This window comes from Pseudomonas sp. KK18 (genome assembly GCF_037094675.1).
Lineage (GTDB): Bacteria > Pseudomonadota > Gammaproteobacteria > Pseudomonadales > Pseudomonadaceae > Aquipseudomonas.
In genome coordinates this window covers 1,483,752-1,499,128 of the sequence record NZ_CP146605.1, presented here as the reverse complement: position 1 = coordinate 1,499,128, position 15,377 = coordinate 1,483,752, and the positions used below count along the sequence as shown (strand labels likewise).

The 15,377-nt window shown below is 61.7% G+C and carries 16 protein-coding genes; 5 read left to right on the top strand and 11 right to left on the bottom strand.

The window, feature by feature from the left end:
- Positions 1-35 precede the first annotated feature (35 nt).
- From V6607_RS06585 to dinG, 6 genes are all read right to left on the bottom strand, one after another.
- A complete protein-coding gene (locus V6607_RS06585) occupies positions 36-500 on the bottom strand; it encodes a glycine zipper 2TM domain-containing protein (RefSeq protein WP_003189251.1) in 465 nt (154 codons plus the stop codon).
- Between the two features lie 281 nt (positions 501-781).
- The gene (gene pdxH / locus V6607_RS06580; protein WP_003211693.1) at positions 782-1,429 is read right to left on the bottom strand and encodes a pyridoxamine 5'-phosphate oxidase; all 648 of its coding nucleotides are present in this window, start codon (positions 1,427-1,429) and stop codon (positions 782-784) included.
- A 27-nt stretch (positions 1,430-1,456) separates the two neighbouring features.
- Positions 1,457-2,620 carry an OmpA family protein gene (locus tag V6607_RS06575; protein ID WP_134325848.1) on the bottom strand — a complete coding sequence of 388 codons (1,164 nt, stop codon included), beginning with the start codon at positions 2,618-2,620 and terminating at the stop codon, positions 1,457-1,459.
- 142 nt (positions 2,621-2,762) lie between these two features.
- A complete protein-coding gene (locus V6607_RS06570; RefSeq protein WP_003211696.1) occupies positions 2,763-3,908 on the bottom strand; it encodes an EstA family serine hydrolase in 1,146 nt (381 codons plus the stop codon).
- 92 nt (positions 3,909-4,000) lie between these two features.
- Entirely contained in the window at positions 4,001-6,328 is a 2,328-nt protein-coding gene (locus V6607_RS06565) for a beta-galactosidase (RefSeq protein ID WP_134325847.1), read from the bottom strand.
- A gap of 95 nt (positions 6,329-6,423) precedes the next feature.
- Positions 6,424-8,568, bottom strand: coding sequence for an ATP-dependent DNA helicase DinG (gene dinG, locus V6607_RS06560; protein WP_008432096.1), 2,145 nt, complete (start codon positions 8,566-8,568; stop codon positions 6,424-6,426).
- A gap of 99 nt (positions 8,569-8,667) precedes the next feature.
- On the opposite strand from dinG, the gene V6607_RS06555 reads away from it, so the two are divergent.
- Positions 8,668-9,132 (top strand): CopD family protein, encoded by a 465-nt coding sequence (locus V6607_RS06555; protein ID WP_003213709.1) that lies wholly within the window; start codon positions 8,668-8,670, stop codon positions 9,130-9,132.
- Positions 9,133-9,234: 102 nt separating this feature from the next.
- On the opposite strand, the gene V6607_RS06550 is transcribed toward V6607_RS06555, so the two are convergent.
- From V6607_RS06550 to V6607_RS06540, 3 genes are all read right to left on the bottom strand, one after another.
- Positions 9,235-9,993: a hypothetical protein gene (locus V6607_RS06550; protein WP_003213707.1), complete on the bottom strand. Its 759-nt coding sequence runs from the start codon at positions 9,991-9,993 to the stop codon at positions 9,235-9,237.
- Complete coding sequence (locus tag V6607_RS06545) at positions 9,986-10,279, bottom strand: DUF1145 domain-containing protein (protein ID WP_087694264.1); 294 nt, start codon at positions 10,277-10,279, stop codon at positions 9,986-9,988. Before V6607_RS06545 ends, V6607_RS06550 begins: the two co-directional genes overlap by 8 nt.
- A 128-nt stretch (positions 10,280-10,407) precedes the next feature.
- A complete protein-coding gene (locus V6607_RS06540; RefSeq protein WP_008432103.1) occupies positions 10,408-11,103 on the bottom strand; it encodes an OmpA family protein in 696 nt (231 codons plus the stop codon).
- 180 nt (positions 11,104-11,283) lie between these two features.
- Between V6607_RS06540 and V6607_RS06535 the strand changes: the two genes are divergently transcribed.
- The 4 genes from V6607_RS06535 (at position 11,284) to V6607_RS06520 (ending at position 13,015) form a co-directional block, all read left to right on the top strand.
- Positions 11,284-11,781, top strand: coding sequence for a DUF6231 family protein (locus tag V6607_RS06535; protein ID WP_008432105.1), 498 nt, complete (start codon positions 11,284-11,286; stop codon positions 11,779-11,781).
- Between the two features lie 4 nt (positions 11,782-11,785).
- Entirely contained in the window at positions 11,786-12,256 is a 471-nt protein-coding gene (locus V6607_RS06530; RefSeq protein WP_003213699.1) for a YchJ family protein, read from the top strand.
- 61 nt (positions 12,257-12,317) lie between these two features.
- A complete protein-coding gene (locus V6607_RS06525) occupies positions 12,318-12,818 on the top strand; it encodes an LEA type 2 family protein (protein WP_003213697.1) in 501 nt (166 codons plus the stop codon).
- On the top strand, positions 12,815-13,015 hold the full coding sequence (locus V6607_RS06520) for an SEC-C metal-binding domain-containing protein (protein WP_003213695.1): 201 nt from the start codon (positions 12,815-12,817) through the stop codon (positions 13,013-13,015). Before V6607_RS06525 ends, V6607_RS06520 begins: the two co-directional genes overlap by 4 nt.
- Positions 13,016-13,155: 140 nt before the next feature.
- Here V6607_RS06520 and V6607_RS06515 read toward each other — a convergent pair whose 3' ends face one another.
- Positions 13,156-14,547, bottom strand: a complete 1,392-nt coding sequence (locus tag V6607_RS06515) for an ATP-binding protein (RefSeq protein WP_134325846.1) — start codon at positions 14,545-14,547, stop codon at positions 13,156-13,158.
- Complete coding sequence (locus V6607_RS06510; RefSeq protein ID WP_003213692.1) at positions 14,544-15,254, bottom strand: response regulator; 711 nt, start codon at positions 15,252-15,254, stop codon at positions 14,544-14,546. The genes V6607_RS06515 and V6607_RS06510 overlap by 4 nt, the downstream gene beginning before the upstream one ends.
- Between the last annotated feature and the right edge of the window lie 123 nt (positions 15,255-15,377).

Sequence of the window (15,377 nt, the reverse complement as noted above, 5' to 3'; positions counted from 1 at the left end):
CCGGTTGGGGTTTTTCTTTTCCTGCAACCTTACCCTTAGCGAGTAACGCGGCTGGTTCCGTCCACCGTCATGATGCGGACGCGGTCGCCGATGCGGAAGATTTCGTTCTCTTGAACCGCCTGGACGTAGGCGCGCATGCTGCCATCATCTTCGCGGACGGTGATTTCAACACCCTGGGTGCGGGTCAGGCCTTCCTCGGTGGCCGAGCCCAGCAGGCCGCCGGCGACTGCGCCGATAACGGCGGTCACGATGCTGCCACGGCCGCCGCCGATGGCGCTGCCGCCAACGCCGCCGATGACTGCGCCCGCAGCGCCGCCGATTGGGGTCTTGGTGCCTTCGATTTTCACCGGACGCAGGGATTCGATGGTGCCCATGCGAACAGTCTGTACACGACGAGCTTCGTCACGGGAGTACGAGTCGCCGGTCAGACTCGAGGCGCAGCCACCCAGCAGCAGCGACAGGGTGGTAAAGCAGGCAACTAGTAAAACGGACTTACGCATAGCATCAACTCCAAAGGACAGGTATCCATTAAACCGCTGTGGCTTGCCGCCTGTCACGGCATGCCGGGCAGAAAATTGTTTTCATTCAGCCTTAGTACAGAGAACCTGTACCGAAAAACTCGACGAACGGTAGCGTTCCCACCTCCCTCAGGATCTTGATGGACGCTGTCATCATTGTAGCTAACGGCCGCATAACGCAGCGCAGCGCTACCCATCCAAGGCCTCTGACTAGAGACTTCGGCGTGCAGCGCTACATTCAGGCGAGGTGACGAAAGGTGGGCTCAGGGCGCCAGGCGCTCACGGGTCCAGTCGGCCCCCTGCAAGCGGAAGTTCAAGCGGTCGTGCAAACGACTCGCGCGGCCTTGCCAGAACTCGATGCGCTCCGGCAGCAGGCGGTAACCACCCCAGTGTTCGGGGCAATCAGGCTGGGTATCGCTGAAGCGTTGTTCGGTGGCCTTGAGCAGCGCCTGCAACTCTTCGCGGTCCCTGATTACCCGGCTTTGCGGTGAAGCCCAGGCACCCAGGCGGCTACCCAGGGGACGGACCTGGAAGTAAGCATCCGACTCCTCGGGCGAGACCTTGACCACCCGACCTTCGATGCGCACCTGGCGCTCCAGGGTCGGCCAGAAGAAGGTCATGGCGGCAAACGGTCGCGCCGCGAGTTGTTCGCCCTTGGCGCTCTGATAATTGGTGAAGAAGGTAAAGCCCTGTGTATCCAGGCCTTTGAGCAGCAGGATCCGGCAGTGCGGGCGACCGTCCTGGTCCACCGTAGCCAGGGTCATGGCATTGGCCTCCACCGGTGGCTGTTCGGTTTTCACCGCGTCGGCGAACCACTGGTGGAACAAGGCAAACGGTTCATCCGGGGCCTGGGCCTCGCTCAAACCGTCCCGTGTGTAGTCACGGCGCATATCGGCCAGTGCCTGGGTCATGCGGCTTTATCCTTCTTGCTCAAATAATCAGTTCTTCGCCTGGTCGTTGGTAGCAGCTGGAGCGGCGGCCTTGGCAGGTGCTGGCTTTTTAGCAGCAGGCTTGGCCGGGGCCTTTTTGGCAGCCGGCTTGGCGGCAGCTTTCTTGGCGACGGTTTTTTTCGCCGGAGCGGCAGCTTTTTTGACCGGAGCAGCGGCTGGAGCAGGAACGTCCTGCACAGCGACCATTTCAGCCTTCGGCGGATTGGCCGAGTTGTACTTGCTCAACAAGGCCAGCATGGTGGTGCGCTGGGTGAACATGATTTCCATGCGACGGTTCAGGGCGCGGCCCTGGTTGCTGTCGTTGGCGGCACGCGGCATCAGGTCGCCCATGCCACGCAGCATCAGGCGGTCCTGCTTCAGGCCGCTGAGGCTGAAGATCGAAGCGATGGACTGTGCACGTTCCTTGGTCAGGGCCTGGCTCACCGGCTCGGCACCCGAGGTATCTACATGGCCCAGGACCAGTACGGCGGTCTTCGGATCGCCTTCAACGGCCTTGGCAACACGGGTGAACGGACCCAGGGTCACCGGCAGCAACATCGCCGGGCGTTTCGGGTTGTAGGAGCCATCAACCGGGGCAATCACCACCAATACGTTGTCACGGCGTTCCAGTTGCAGGTTGCTGTCCTTGATCGCGAGACGCAGGCGTGGCTCGTAGTCGTCCAGCCAGGCCTGGGTGATTTTTGGATCAGGCATCGGGATGTTGGCGACGTCGACCTTGGCCAATGGCTTTGGCTTGCTTTCGAACGGCCACCACCATTTGGTATCGGTATCCGTCTTGGCAACGGCAGGTGCAGCGGCCGGTGCATCAGCCGGGGCGCCGGAGGCAGGCGTTGCCGCCTTGAGGTCGGCCTTCAGGTCTGCCTTGGCGTCGTCGGCTTTCGACGAGAACGGCCACCAGCTCGAGCCGGTATCCGCCTTCGCAACCGGTGCAGGTGCAGGTGCAGCAGCCGGTGCTACCGGCGCTGGCGCCTTGGCCGCGACCGCCGGCTTGGCATCCGGCTTGGTGTCGGCCTGGCTCACTGCGTCCTTGGTAGCAGCCTTATCGGAGCCAAATGACCACCAATGCCCGCCCTCGGCATCATTTTGTGGGGTTTGTGCACAGCCAGTAATAGTGAGGCATAGCGCCAGTGCCAAGGACTTGTTCGATAACATGAGATATCCACAAAATGAGAAAAAACCAGGGGCCTGAATGACCCGTTAAACAGACGCTTCTGGAACATTAAAGTTACAACATTTCGCCTAGCGTCTTTTTGTATGTGCCTTTGTAACAAAAAAACGCAAGACAGCAAGCTATTTACAGACAACCGGCCAATATTCTTACCAACTTTTGCGCCCGCGGGTCCATAAGTACATAAGGGCCCAATGTATTGGTCACAAAACCAAAGGCTACATCATGTTCCGGATCGGCAAACCCCACCGAACCACCGGCCCCGGGATGCCCAAAGGCCCGTGGGCCAAGGCCGAACGTGGCGTTTGGCACGTGCGGTTGATCCAACATGCAACCCAGCCCGAACCGCGTTTGTGTCAATAAGGTTTTATCCGGGCCGATACTGTGTTCGCGGGTCAACTCTTCGAGCATATCGGCTTCCAGCAAACTACCGTCGAGCAGCCCACTATAAAAACCCGCCAGACTTCGCGCATTACCGTGACCATTTGCCGCTGGCTGCTGCATACGCCGCCATTCGGGTTTATTAGTGCTGGTCAGAATAGACGGTGGATTGGTAAATGCACGGGTAGTCATCGCCGTCGGCTCGCGCATCGTTACTTGAAGTAAACGTTGTGCCGCCTCATCGCCAACATTGCCCTTGCCTCGGGCTATATGGGCAACTCGATAAAACTCTTCATCTGCCAACCCCACATGAAAATCCAGGCCCAGTGGCCGTGCAACCCGGGCCACGATGGACTCGCCCGGCCCACGACCGTCGGCGCGGCGCAGCAACTCGCCCACCAGCCAACCATAGGTAATCGCCGCATAACCGTGCCCTTCCCCGAGCTTCCACCATGGCGCTTCGGCGGCGAGGGCGTCGACCATCATCTGCCAGTCGTACAGGGCTTCGGCGGGCAGCGTTTCACGCAGGGCCGGCAACCCGGCCTGGTGACAGAGCAGATGGCGCAGGGTGATGGCTTCCTTGCCCGCGGCAGCAAACTCCGGCCAGTACTTGGCGACCGGCGCATCCAGCTGCAACTTGCCTTCGGCCACCAGTTGCAGCGCCGTGACGGCCGTAAAGGTCTTGGTGCAGGAGAACAGATTGGCAATGGTGTCGCTGTGCCAGGCCTCGGCACCGTCCTTGTCGGCGGTACCGGCCCACAAGTCGACGACGGTTTCGCCGCCAATCTGGATGCACAGCGCGGCACCACGTTCCTGAGGGTCGTCGAACAGCGCGGCGAAGGCTTCACGCACCGCTTCGAATTGAAGCTCGTAATGACCCTGAATCTGCACCTAAGCCCCCTTGGAAAAGTACTACAGTAAGTGGCCGACATTGTTCCAGCCATTGAGCGATTTGTGAACCCGCTCTCGTCGATCAGCCCCCATCAATGACCTTTGCCGGAATGCCCGCCGGAATGCTCTGCACCCGGCGCTGCTGCATTGCCTTCACGCCCGGGCTTGCCGCCCTCACCGGCGTGGACCGCTGCGGCAGCCTTGGCCTTTTCGGCCTCCTTGCCCAGCTGATCGACGGCAGCCAGGTTACTTTTGCGCACACTGTCGACAAACCCCTGGAACGGCACATCGGTGATGCCGACCAGGCCGAAGTGGCCGTTTTCGCCGTCAAGCAAACGGCCGGTAACCGGCTGGTCCAGGTACTGGAACCAATGCACGCCGACGATCGACGGCTCGGCCATGGCCTGCTTCAGGAAGTTGGCGTAGGCAACCCCACGGTCCTCTTCCCGGGCCAACTGCGTCACGCCGCCCCAGAACGGGCCGCGGTCCGCCGAGCCGAAGTTGAATTCGGTGATCAGCACCGGCTTGTCCAACGTCCGCAGGGCCGCAAAGTCGTAGCCGTCCTGAGGCTTGAGGGTGTACATGTTGAAGCTCAGAACATCGCAATATTGCGCGCAGGACGCCACCGCTTCCGGCGTGCTGACCGCGTATCGGCCACCCAGCAACAGCTGGTTGGGCGCATGCCATTTCAATGCATCGGAGATGGTCTTGAAGTAGGCGTCGGCAAAGGTCTTCTGGAAGTACTTGAAGTCCGCTTCGATTTCCGGGTGCTCCGGGCTTGGCATTGGCGGCACAAAGCCCGGGTCTTCCATCAGTTCCCAGGCGGGCAGCTCGATGCCCCAGGCCCTGGAAAGCCCCTCCTGGTTGCGGTACTTGTCGCGCAATTGCTTGAGAAACGCGCGCTTGGCCGGCACGTCGGTGGTCATGCGCAGGGTGCCGTAGGCCAGGGCGTAGCGGGATTTCGCATCATCACCGGGACCGGCCCAGGCCAGTTCGTTGTCGGCAAAGAAGCCGATCAGCCACGGGTCGTCGCGATGGTCACGGGCGGCAATTGCCACCGCACGCTCGGTGGCCATGGCGAAGCGCGGGTCGAACGGGTCGGGCATGCCGCCCCACCAATCGGTGCCGGTGCTGATGCTCGCGTAATCACCGACGATCGACAGTGGCAAGGTGTAAGGCACGCGGTCGGCGGTCGCCAGCTGCGGCGCACTCCAGTTGCCGACAGTATTGAAACCCCAGGCCCGCAGGCGGTCGAGGGTGTGGCTGACCCAGCGTTTCTGGTCGAAACCTTCCGGAGCACAAGGTGCCGGCGGCACGCACGGCTGGCCATAGGTACGCTGCAGGTTGGCGCCATAGAAGTCGTACCAGCGGCCGACATTAAAGCTGCGCCCCTGATCGGCACCATTGCCGCTGCGGCTGTCACCGCTGCCGTAGTATTTGTCGAAAGGCTCGCCGGCCTTGGGCAGCGCGGCAAACATCCATTCGCGGCCCGCTACGTAGGTCTGGCTGTTGTCCGGGGCGACGGTGTTGACGCCCAGGGAGTAGAACGGATGGCCTTCCGGTGTCACCAGGTACCAGCGCCCGTCGCGCTTCTCGGTGCGGAAGAAGCCGCTGGCGTCAAAGGCCGGGCCCTTGTTCCAGCCGCCGAATTTGTCCAGGGAGGCCTTGTCGCGCTCGGCCAGCCAGCCCTTGAGCTGTTGCTGTTCCTTGACCGCTGCGGCCCTCAACTGCTCGTCGCTGCTGACTTTCTCCGGCCACCGGGCGCGGGTGGACTGCCCATAGGCGTCCACCAGATCGCTGTAGGTAGCCTTGAGTACCGGCGCGATGTCCTGCACGCCAAAGCGTTCGAGCAAGATGCTTTGGGCAACGTTCGGCTTGATCATCGACAGGGTCACCGACACGATCTGGCTGCGGTCGATCTCCCCTTCGCTGCTGGCCAGCAGCACGCGCTGGCCATCGACGGTGATCGGCATCGGCGGGCCGGCCTTCATCCCGTGGCTCAGGGGCGAGTTGGCTTGCAGCGGAATCAACAGCGTTTGCGCGGGACCGGCTGGCAGGTCGATACGGCTGAACAGCGTTCGGCCGTCATTGCTCTGCACCTTGACGTACAGGGTCAGCGCCCAGTCCATCGCACTTTGAATACGCAGGCTCATGGCACCGGATTGCGACCAGTCCCAGGCGCCGGTCTGCGGGCTGAGCACCAGGCTCGGTTCGGCCGCCGGGTTGAAGGTGATACGGCGCAGCACTTCGCCTTCAGCGGTTTGTTCGGCGTTGTATTGCGGCAGGCTGGCGTCCTGGGTCGCCACCTTGACCACATCGGCGGGCCGTACAAAGTTGAACAAGGTTTGTTGCCCGGCAGGCGCAGCCAGCAATGGCGCGGCAAACAACAGGGCAAAAACAGCGGGCAGCGTGCGAATCATGTGAACAAGGTTCTCCCAAACGGCCGGTGACTGGCCTGATGACGTGAAGCGATGGTGAGATAGACCACAAAGTGGGCGAATTCGCCCACTGGGCCTTAAGAAATTTCCCGCCGAAACGGCGGTAAAGCATTCAGGATAGCTTTCCCATAGCGCTGGGTAACCAGACGCCGGTCAAGCAAGGTGATGGTGCCGCGGTCTTCTTCGGTACGCAGCAGGCGCCCGCAGGCCTGGACCAGCTTCAAGGAGGCGTCCGGCACCGAGATCTCCATGAACGGATTACCGCCCCGGGCTTCGATCCATTCGGCCAACGCGGCCTCCACCGGATCATCCGGTACCGAGAACGGGATCTTGGCGATCACCACGTGTTCGCAGTAAGCGCCGGGCAAATCCACACCCTCGGCGAAACTCGCGAGGCCGAACAGCACGCTGGAATCGCCGCCATCTACCCGCGCCTTATGCTTGTTCAGGGTTTCCTGTTTCGACAGGTTGCCCTGGATAAACACCTGCTTGCGCCAGTCACGGTCGAGGCCGTCGAACACGTCCTGCATCTGTTTGCGGGACGAGAACAACACCAGCGTGCCCCGTGAGCCCTCCACCAATGATGGCAGATCACGAATGATCGCCGCCGTATGGGCCGGCGCATCCCGTGGGTCGGCCTTGAGGTCCGGTACCCGCAGCACACCGGCGTCGGCGTGATGGAACGGGCTGGGCACCACGGCGGTGACGGCCTTCTTCGGCAGCCCGGCGCGCATGCGGAAGCGGTCGAAGGTGCCCAGGGCCGTCAGCGTAGCCGAGGTGACCAAGGCACCGTAGGCCACGTTCCACAGATTGCGTCGGAGCATTTCCGCCGCCAGGATCGGGCTGGCGTTGACCTCGATATCGAACAGCGCACCGCTTTCCGACAGGGTCAGCCAACGGGCCATGGGCGGGTTGTCTTCCGGGTCTTCGACGGTAAAGGCGGTCCACAACTCCCAGTTGCCCTGGGAACGGGACAGCAGGCTGCCAAACAGCGGGTACCATTCTTCAGCCTGGTTGCTGGCGATGCCGATATTGACCTCGCCATCCATGCCTTCCTTGAGCAAATCGGTGAGACGGGTGAACAAGTCGGTCAGGCGCGAAAAGCCCTTTTTCAGCTCGACGCCCATTTCGCGCATGTGCTCGGGGATCAGCCCGCCAACGAAACGATGGCGCGGCCGTTCGCGGCCTTCCACGTCTTCGCCGGGCTTGAAGTCTGCCACCTGTTCGCAGGCGCTGAACATGAATTGCTGCTGGGTCTTGATCTCCCGCGCCAGCTCCGGCACCTGCTCAATCAACTTGCCCAGGTCGCCCGGCAGCGGGTGCTGGGCGAGCAACTTGGTGAGGTTCTTGGCCGTGGTTTCCAGCCAGTCGGCGGTGGAGCGCAGCCGCGTGTAGTGAGCAAAGTGGCCGATGGCCTTGTCGGGCAGGTGATGGCCTTCGTCGAACACGTAGAGTGTGTCGCGCGGGTCGGGCAACACGGCGCCGCCCCCCAGGGCCAGGTCGGCGAGGACCATGTCATGGTTGGTGACAATAACGTCTACCTTGCCCATGCCTTCCCGGGCCTTGTAGAAGGCGCACTGGCCGAAGTTGGGGCAATGACGGTTGGTGCACTGGCTGTGATCGGTGGTCAGCCGTGCCCAGTCGGCGTCTTCCAGGGCATTGGGCCAGCTGTCGCGGTCGCCGTCCCATTTATTGCCCGCCAGTTTCTCGATCATGCTGGTAAACAGCTTCTGACTGACCTCATCGACTTCGATCTTGAAGCCTTCTTCTTCGAACAGCGAGGCAGTGGCGGTTTGCGCGTGACCTTCCTGCAACAGCACGTCGAGCTTGGACAGGCACATATAGCGCCCACGGCCCTTGGCCAGGGCGAAGGTGAAATTCAGGCCGCTGTTGCGCATCAGGTCGGGCAGGTCCTTGTAGACAATCTGCTCTTGCAGGGCGACGGTGGCGGTGGCAATCACCAGGCGCTTGCCGGCGGCCTTGGCGGTGGGGATCGCCGCCAGGCTGTAGGCCACGGTTTTACCGGTACCGGTGCCGGCCTCGACGGCCACCACGGCGGGGTCGCCACTGCGCCGACCTTCGTCGTCGGTATCGATATCCCCGAGGACCTTGGCGACTTCGGCGATCATCAGGCGCTGGCCGTACCGCGGTTTCAAGCTCTTGGCTTCGAGAAAACGCGAGTAGGCGCCCTGGATCGTGGTTTTGAGTTCAGTGCTGATCATGGATAGTCGGGCGCAAAAAACGCTGGATAAATTTTCAGTGGTTCGGATCGGCCGCTATCATACCCCGCTAATTAATCCCGCGCAGAACGGAGTACCCCAATGACCGTCTTTAGCTTCGCTTACACCCTGCATGTACTGGCCGCCCTGATCTGGGTCGGCGGTATGTTTTTCGCCTGGATGATCCTGCGCCCCGCCGCCATGGCCGCGCTGGACGGGCCGGCCCGGCTGAAACTCTGGGTAAATGTGTTTCAACGTTTTTTCGTGTGGGTCTGGGTGGCGGTGCTGGTGTTGCCGATCAGCGGTGTCGGCCTGCTGCAACTGCGCTTCAGCGGGTTTGAGACCGCGCCGCGTTATGTACAGGTCATGATGGGGTTGTATGTGGTGATGACGGCGCTGTTTATCCGGATTCAGGCGCTGAAGTTGCCGGAGCTGCGCGTGGCGGTGGCGGCGGAGGATTGGCCGGCCGGGGCTGCGGCCTTGGGGCAGATTCGTAAATTGGTGGGGATCAACTTGATAGTGGGGTTGGTGCTGGTGGCGATTGCTTCGGCACGGCCGATGTTCTAAAGCGCCTAGTAGACCGCTTTCGCGAGCAAGCCCGCTCCCACATTTGGAATGCGTTTCAAATGTGGGAGCGGGCTTGCTCGCGAAAGCGTCAGGCCAGTCGCCTCAGAGCCTCTGAATGGTCACAGCACCCGCAGGCCCCGCTGGCCCCGGCTGCCCTTCCAACCCGGCCCGGCCCTTTTCGCCGCCATCCGCGCGGTACACCAGGCACCCCTTGGACTGCCCGCCTTTACCCGGCTTGCCCGCCGTGCCCGCCAAACCACCGGCTCCGCCGTCCACCCAGACCTTGATCTTCTCGCCCGGGAAGTCCTGCGGCAATTCCACACGGACCTGCGCGCCCGCCGCGCCCGGCAGCCCGTCGCCGCCGTTGTCGCCATTGGCACCGCGCCCGGCCGAACCCCAGGTGCAGCCAGGGTCTTCGCCGTTGGCACCATCCAGCCCGGCATAACCCTGGGCACCCGCGCCACCGCGGGCATCCACCGACAGCTCATCGGCCGTCAGCGAGTTAATCCGCAACACCAGGTCACGCCCCGCCTTGGCCGGGCGCTCATGGGTACCGGGAGCGCCGCGTGAGGTGATCTGGCTGCCCTGCTCCAGCTGCGCCTGACGCACCTGCAGTTGCAACGTGGTGCTACCAGGCACGATGGCGATTCGCGCGTCGCGGCCCAGGTGCAGTTCATCCACGGTCACCTGGGTGATATTGGCGGGAATCAGCAAGGTGCCGTAATCCGCCACGTCCAGTCGCTCCAGTTGCAACACACCACTGCTATTGGGCAGGCGCATCAAGGAGTTGGTCTCGACGCTGACGCTCTGGGCCAGGGCAATGGGGCTGACCAGCAGGGCCAACAGAAAAACCTTACGCATGATTGGCCTCCTTGTTTACATCATTAGCCGGTGTCGGCGTCGAAAAGCTCTGCACATGGAACATACCCACCAGCAGGATCTGCAAGCGGTCACGCCAGGGATGGGCACGGGTTTTCACACTGCCGTTGAACAACAGCAGTTCCAGCACATGGGTCAGCAACAACAGGCTGCCGGCCAGGTTGACCAACAGGTGGAACGGGTTGATCAGCGGTGTGATCAGGTTGACCACCACCACGACCCAGAACAGCAACGTCAAGAATTTACCCAGCCCCCAAAACACCTTCATCCCGCACGCTCCCCTTGCACATTATTCTTTGGGCGCACAGTAACGACTTCTACAGGCGTTGTGCCAGTGAAGGATTAAAAAATTGATGAAGGGGCCCCTGGGGATTCCACAGGGGCCTTGAGGCGGGGTCAGCGGTTGATCTGAATTTCCACGCGGCGGTTCAGCGCGCGGCCATCAGCGGTTTTGTTATCGGCTACGGGGTGGCTTTCGCCGGCGCCGGTCACGGAGACAAAACTGCTGCGCGGGATGCCGGAACTGACCAGGTAGTCGGTCACCGAATGAGCGCGTCGTTCAGAGAGTTTCTGGTTGTAGGCATCTTTACCGACACTGTCGGTATGCCCGCTGACGCGCAGCTGCGCACTCGGGGCCTCTTTTTTCAGGCGGGTGGCAATCACGTCGAGCTTGGTTTTGTCGGCAGCCGTGAGCTTCGCGGAGTCGAACTCGAAGTGCACGTCACGAATCACGATGGTTTCTTCCTTGACCACCACCACTTCCTCTTGAACCACCGCTACCGGCACCGGAGGGCAGCCATTGGCGTCGACCTGCACGCCTTTTGGCGTGCCTGGGCACTTGTCGCGGCTGTCCGGTACGCCATCGCCGTCCTCGTCACCGTCGCCATGCACCCAGCAATAGGCGCCAGCCATGCCGCCAATCAGCAGTGCGCCGTAGCCTGCATAGGACGAGCTTTGGGTCGCACCAATGGCAGCACCGGTCACACCGCCGACGGCGGCACAGGTGGGCCAGTCGGTTTTTTGCAAGCCTGCGCAACCTGTCAATACTCCGGTTAGCAGAACCAAGGGTAGAGCTGTCCGCATGATGCTCATCTGACTTTCTCCTGAGGGGATCGGCGGGGGCCGACGAGTGGAGTAAAGACGGCTCTTTTCATCTGCGCCAGCGTGTCACACCCCAGTATTCATTGGGCCGAGCGGTTTATTCTCGCCGCCCGCTCTAGGCCCGCACGCTCAGGCAGGCTAGTCTCTACGGTCCTGATGTGAGGATCTTCGATGACTGCCGGTATTTCTTCCCGTACACCCCAGCAAGCGCTCGCTGCGCTGCTTGATCTTCACGCGCCCAAACGCCTGCTGTTATTGGGCGCCAGCCAGTTCCCGGCGCTGGATGCCTTTAAGGAAGCACACCCGGATACCGTGGTGTCCTTCGCCGAGCCCGGCCCCTTGCCCACCGACCTCGCGGCCCAGCGTTTTGACCTGGCACTGGCGGTCGGTTGCCTGGAACACCTGTCAAAACCTGCGGGCCTGACCCTGCTGGGGGGCATCCGCAACCTCAATGCCAGTCGCATTGCGGTGCTGGTGGACCTGGAGGCCTGCCACTGGAAAGACACCGATTTCTTCTCCCTGGCCCTGCAAGCCAGCGAGCGTTTCCAGCGCGACGATCAGGTTTTGACGCTGTTTACCTATGATCTGCTTGACTATAAACAGGTGCCGGATTGGCTGAACGCCCGCTTCTGGGCCAACCCGCAAAATTTTGGAAAGTATTGGTGGTAACCCGATGAGTACATCCATTTGCCCCTGCGGCAGCGGCAACCTGCTGGATGCCTGCTGCGGTCATTATCACGCCGGCCACCCGGCCCCCTGCGCCGAAGCGTTGATGCGTTCGCGCTACAGCGCCTATGTGCTGGGCCTGGTGGACTACCTGGTGGCAACCACCCTGCCTGCGCAGCAAGCCGGGCTGGACACGGCCGCCATCGGCGCCTGGAGCGCCCAAAGCACCTGGCTGGGCCTTTCAGTGGAAAGCTCCGAGGTGTTCGGCGGCCAGCCGGAACACGCCTTCGTGACCTTTACCGCTCGCTGGCATGACAGCACCGGCGAACACAGCCACCGCGAGCGCTCATCTTTCGTACAGAACAATGAGCACTGGTACTTTATCGACCCGACGGTGGACGTGAAGGCCGGGCGTAATGACGCCTGCGTGTGTGGCAGCGGGCAGAAATTCAAGAAGTGCTGTTCCGGCTACCTCTGACATTCATTGATACCCGACAGGCTCTCGCTTGCTATGCTGACTCTTCACACGGAGTAACGGCATGGTTTCTCAGGCGCGGGTATTCAGGACTTACAGCCTTCTGCTGGCATTGATGCTGGGGCTCTCCGGCTGCGCGTCGTGGTTCGCCGACGATACGCCCGCCCCCGAGGTGCGTCTGGTCAAGGTCGACCCCGTGCGGGTCAAGTTGCTGGAGCAGAAGTTCAAGCTGTATTTCCGCGTGGATAACCGTGACGACAACGACCTGACCGTACGCGGCCTGGTTTACAAGGTCAGCCTCGGCACGATGGTGCTGACCGAAGGCGAGTCCAACGAATGGCTGACCGTGCCACCCCACAGCCACGCTTTTTTCCGGGTATCGGTGCGCACCAACCTGTGGCCGCAGATCCGCGATGTGGTCGACATGCTGAAAAATCCGCGCGATCCCGTGCCCTATCGTCTTGAAGGCGAGTTGAAAACCGGTTTATTTATCGGGAACGACGTGCAGGTGTTGCGCAATGGCGAGATAATCCCCGGCGATTTTATTCCGGAGCGACATCGATGACTCAGCAACCCCATGTCCATGGTCCTGACTGCAACCACGATCACGATCATCATGATCACGACCACGGCCATGTCCACGGCCCGAACTGCGGCCACGCTCACCAGGAGCCGGTGCGCAATACGTTGAAGGACGTGGGTCGTAACGATCCTTGCCCGTGCGGCAGCGAGAAGAAATTCAAGAAGTGCCACGGGGCTTGAGTTAAGAAACCCGATTCTCGAAACACTGCACATCCAAATGTGGGAGCGGGCTTGCTCGCGAAAGCGCAGTGTCAGTCAACCTCTCTGTTACTGATACACCGCTTTCGCGAGCAAGCCCGCTCCCACATTTAGTCTGCATTTCAAGGCTGCGATTTGCGTTGAAACAACACCACCACCTCCAACCCCCCACCCTCCCGATTGCTCAAGCTCAACCGACCGTCATGGGCACTGGCGATCGTATGCGCGATACTCAACCCCAGCCCGTAACCACCGGTTTCCACATTGCGTGAGCCTTCCACCCGGTAAAACGGCTCCATCACCTGTTCCAGTTGCTCCTGGGGAATCCCCGGCCCACGGTCGCTGATGACAATCTTCAAACTGTCCGCCTTGTCTTCTACCCGCACCACCACCTCGGAGCCATAACGCACCGCGTTCTCCAGCAGGTTCTGCACGCAACGCTTGAGACTGCGGGCATACCCCGGCAATGGCTGTTTGGCCCGCCCTTCTATCGTCACCGTCTCGCCCACGTCCTGCAGGTCCGCCTGCAAGCTTTGCAGCAAGGCGTTGATGTCGATGTTCTGGCGCTTCTCGTTGATTTCGCCGCTGCTGACGAAGTCCAGGGTGCTGGAAACCATGTGCTCCATTTCTTCCAAGTCGCTGCGAAAACGTTCCTTGGTGCGGTTGTCGTCGAGCATTTCCGTACGTAACCGCAGGCGCGTAATGGGCGAGCGCAGGTCGTGGGAAATCGCCGCCAGGAAACGCGTGCGCTCGGCGATATTGGCGATCAGCCGCTGCTGCATGGCGTTGAACGCCTGGGCGGCACGGCGCACTTCGGTGGGCCCATCGAGGGCCAGCGGTGGCCGCTGGATGTCCCGGCCCAAGGCTTCGGCAGCCTTGGCCAGGGCGTTGAGCGGGCGAATGGCCAGGCGCACCGCCACCAGGGCAATGATCACTAGCACCAATACCCGCAGCAGATAAATGCGCATCACGTAATCGAACAGCAAGTCCATCGGCGAAGTACTGGTCCAGCCTTGTTCCTCGGTGGCCTGCACCTGCAGCCAGCGCCCGTCCGGCAAACGCAGGTCAATCAGGAATTGCCCCACCACAGGCCTGGAGCTGAGCAGAGTCGACAGCCCGGCATGCTGGCCCTCGGCATCCAGCAACTTGAGGCTCAACAGATGCAGGTTCTGGGTGTAGCCGGTTTTCTCCGAGAGCACTTTATTCAGCAAGCGCTCGGTGGCCTGGTCGCTGTCGCTGATGCTGCTTGTCACATCACTGGCCTGGACACTCAGGGTCAGGCGAAAGCGCGGCGTATCGAGCAGCTTGATCAGCACATCCGCCTGCGCCGGATCGCTGTGTACCAGCCGCACCACGTCCGCCAGCCGCGTGGCGATCAGCCGGCTGGGGATTTCCAGCACCTGGCCGTGGCGCATGTCGTACCAGATGCTGCTGGTCAGGGCCTGGGCCGCGAGCATGCCGCTGACCAGGATCAGCACCAGCCGGCCGAACAGCGAACGCGGCAGCAGTTTCACGATTGCAGCGCCACGTCGTCGGCGGTGAGCATGTAACCCTCGTTGCGCACGGTCTTGATCAACCCGGCCGGCAACTGCGAGCGCAGTCGGCTGACGCACACATCAATCGAGCGGTCGAACGGCGTGCTGTCTTTGTCGAACACGTGGTTGAGCAAAAAGTCGCGGCTCAGCGGCCGGTTGGGATGCTGCAACAACAGGCGCAACACCCGGTAATCGGAGTTGCCGAGGCTGACCACCACGCCTTCCGGCGAAAGCAATTGGCGGGCCCGGGTGTCCAGCTGCCAGCCGGCAAAGCTGATGCTCGGTGCTTCATCGAGCCGCGCCCGGTCCGGAAAACTCTGCACCCGGCGCAGCACCACCTTGATCCGCACCAGCAACTCCCGCGGGTCGAACGGCTTGGGCAGGTAATCGTCGGCGCCGATTTCCAGGCCGACGATCCGGTCGATCAGCGTGCCCTTGGCGGTGAGCATGATCACCGGCGTGTTGGAGCTGACGCGCAATTCGCGGCACAAACTCAGGCCGTCTTCGCCGGGCAACATCAGGTCGAGGACGATCAGGTCGATGACATTCAGCGCCAGGCGGCGGCGCATTTCCTTGCCGTCGCCGGCGGTGGACACCTGGAAGCCGGCGTCACTCAGGTAGTCGCACAGCAATTGGCGGATTTGCGGGTCGTCATCAACGATCAGCAGGTGGTCTTGCTTGGCCATGGGGCAATTCGTCCGAAACTCAAAAGGCAGGAGATAGCCGAAACTTCAGCCAGGAGTACGCGCAAATGTAATGGAATGTTGTGGGAAGCGGTAATCACTCATCCACATTACAAAGCCACGGCA

What these genes read in the sequence shown, in the direction of transcription:
- V6607_RS06510 (WP_003213692.1), bottom strand. Translation starts at nt 15,254, where the DNA reads ATGGCCAAGCAAGACCACCTGCTGATCGTTGATGACGACCCGCAAATC.
- pdxH (WP_003211693.1), bottom strand. Translation starts at nt 1,429, where the DNA reads ATGACCCAGGCACTGGCCGATATGCGCCGTGACTACACACGGGACGGT.
- V6607_RS06530 (WP_003213699.1), top strand. Translation starts at nt 11,786, where the DNA reads ATGAGTACATCCATTTGCCCCTGCGGCAGCGGCAACCTGCTGGATGCC.
- V6607_RS06525 (WP_003213697.1), top strand. Translation starts at nt 12,318, where the DNA reads ATGGTTTCTCAGGCGCGGGTATTCAGGACTTACAGCCTTCTGCTGGCA.
- dinG (WP_008432096.1), bottom strand. Translation starts at nt 8,568, where the DNA reads ATGATCAGCACTGAACTCAAAACCACGATCCAGGGCGCCTACTCGCGT.
- V6607_RS06550 (WP_003213707.1), bottom strand. Translation starts at nt 9,993, where the DNA reads ATGCGTAAGGTTTTTCTGTTGGCCCTGCTGGTCAGCCCCATTGCCCTG.
- V6607_RS06540 (WP_008432103.1), bottom strand. Translation starts at nt 11,103, where the DNA reads ATGAGCATCATGCGGACAGCTCTACCCTTGGTTCTGCTAACCGGAGTA.
- V6607_RS06565 (WP_134325847.1), bottom strand. Translation starts at nt 6,328, where the DNA reads ATGATTCGCACGCTGCCCGCTGTTTTTGCCCTGTTGTTTGCCGCGCCA.
- V6607_RS06555 (WP_003213709.1), top strand. Translation starts at nt 8,668, where the DNA reads ATGACCGTCTTTAGCTTCGCTTACACCCTGCATGTACTGGCCGCCCTG.
- V6607_RS06585 (WP_003189251.1), bottom strand. Translation starts at nt 500, where the DNA reads ATGCGTAAGTCCGTTTTACTAGTTGCCTGCTTTACCACCCTGTCGCTG.
- V6607_RS06520 (WP_003213695.1), top strand. Translation starts at nt 12,815, where the DNA reads ATGACTCAGCAACCCCATGTCCATGGTCCTGACTGCAACCACGATCAC.
- V6607_RS06545 (WP_087694264.1), bottom strand. Translation starts at nt 10,279, where the DNA reads ATGAAGGTGTTTTGGGGGCTGGGTAAATTCTTGACGTTGCTGTTCTGG.
- V6607_RS06535 (WP_008432105.1), top strand. Translation starts at nt 11,284, where the DNA reads ATGACTGCCGGTATTTCTTCCCGTACACCCCAGCAAGCGCTCGCTGCG.
- V6607_RS06575 (WP_134325848.1), bottom strand. Translation starts at nt 2,620, where the DNA reads ATGTTATCGAACAAGTCCTTGGCACTGGCGCTATGCCTCACTATTACT.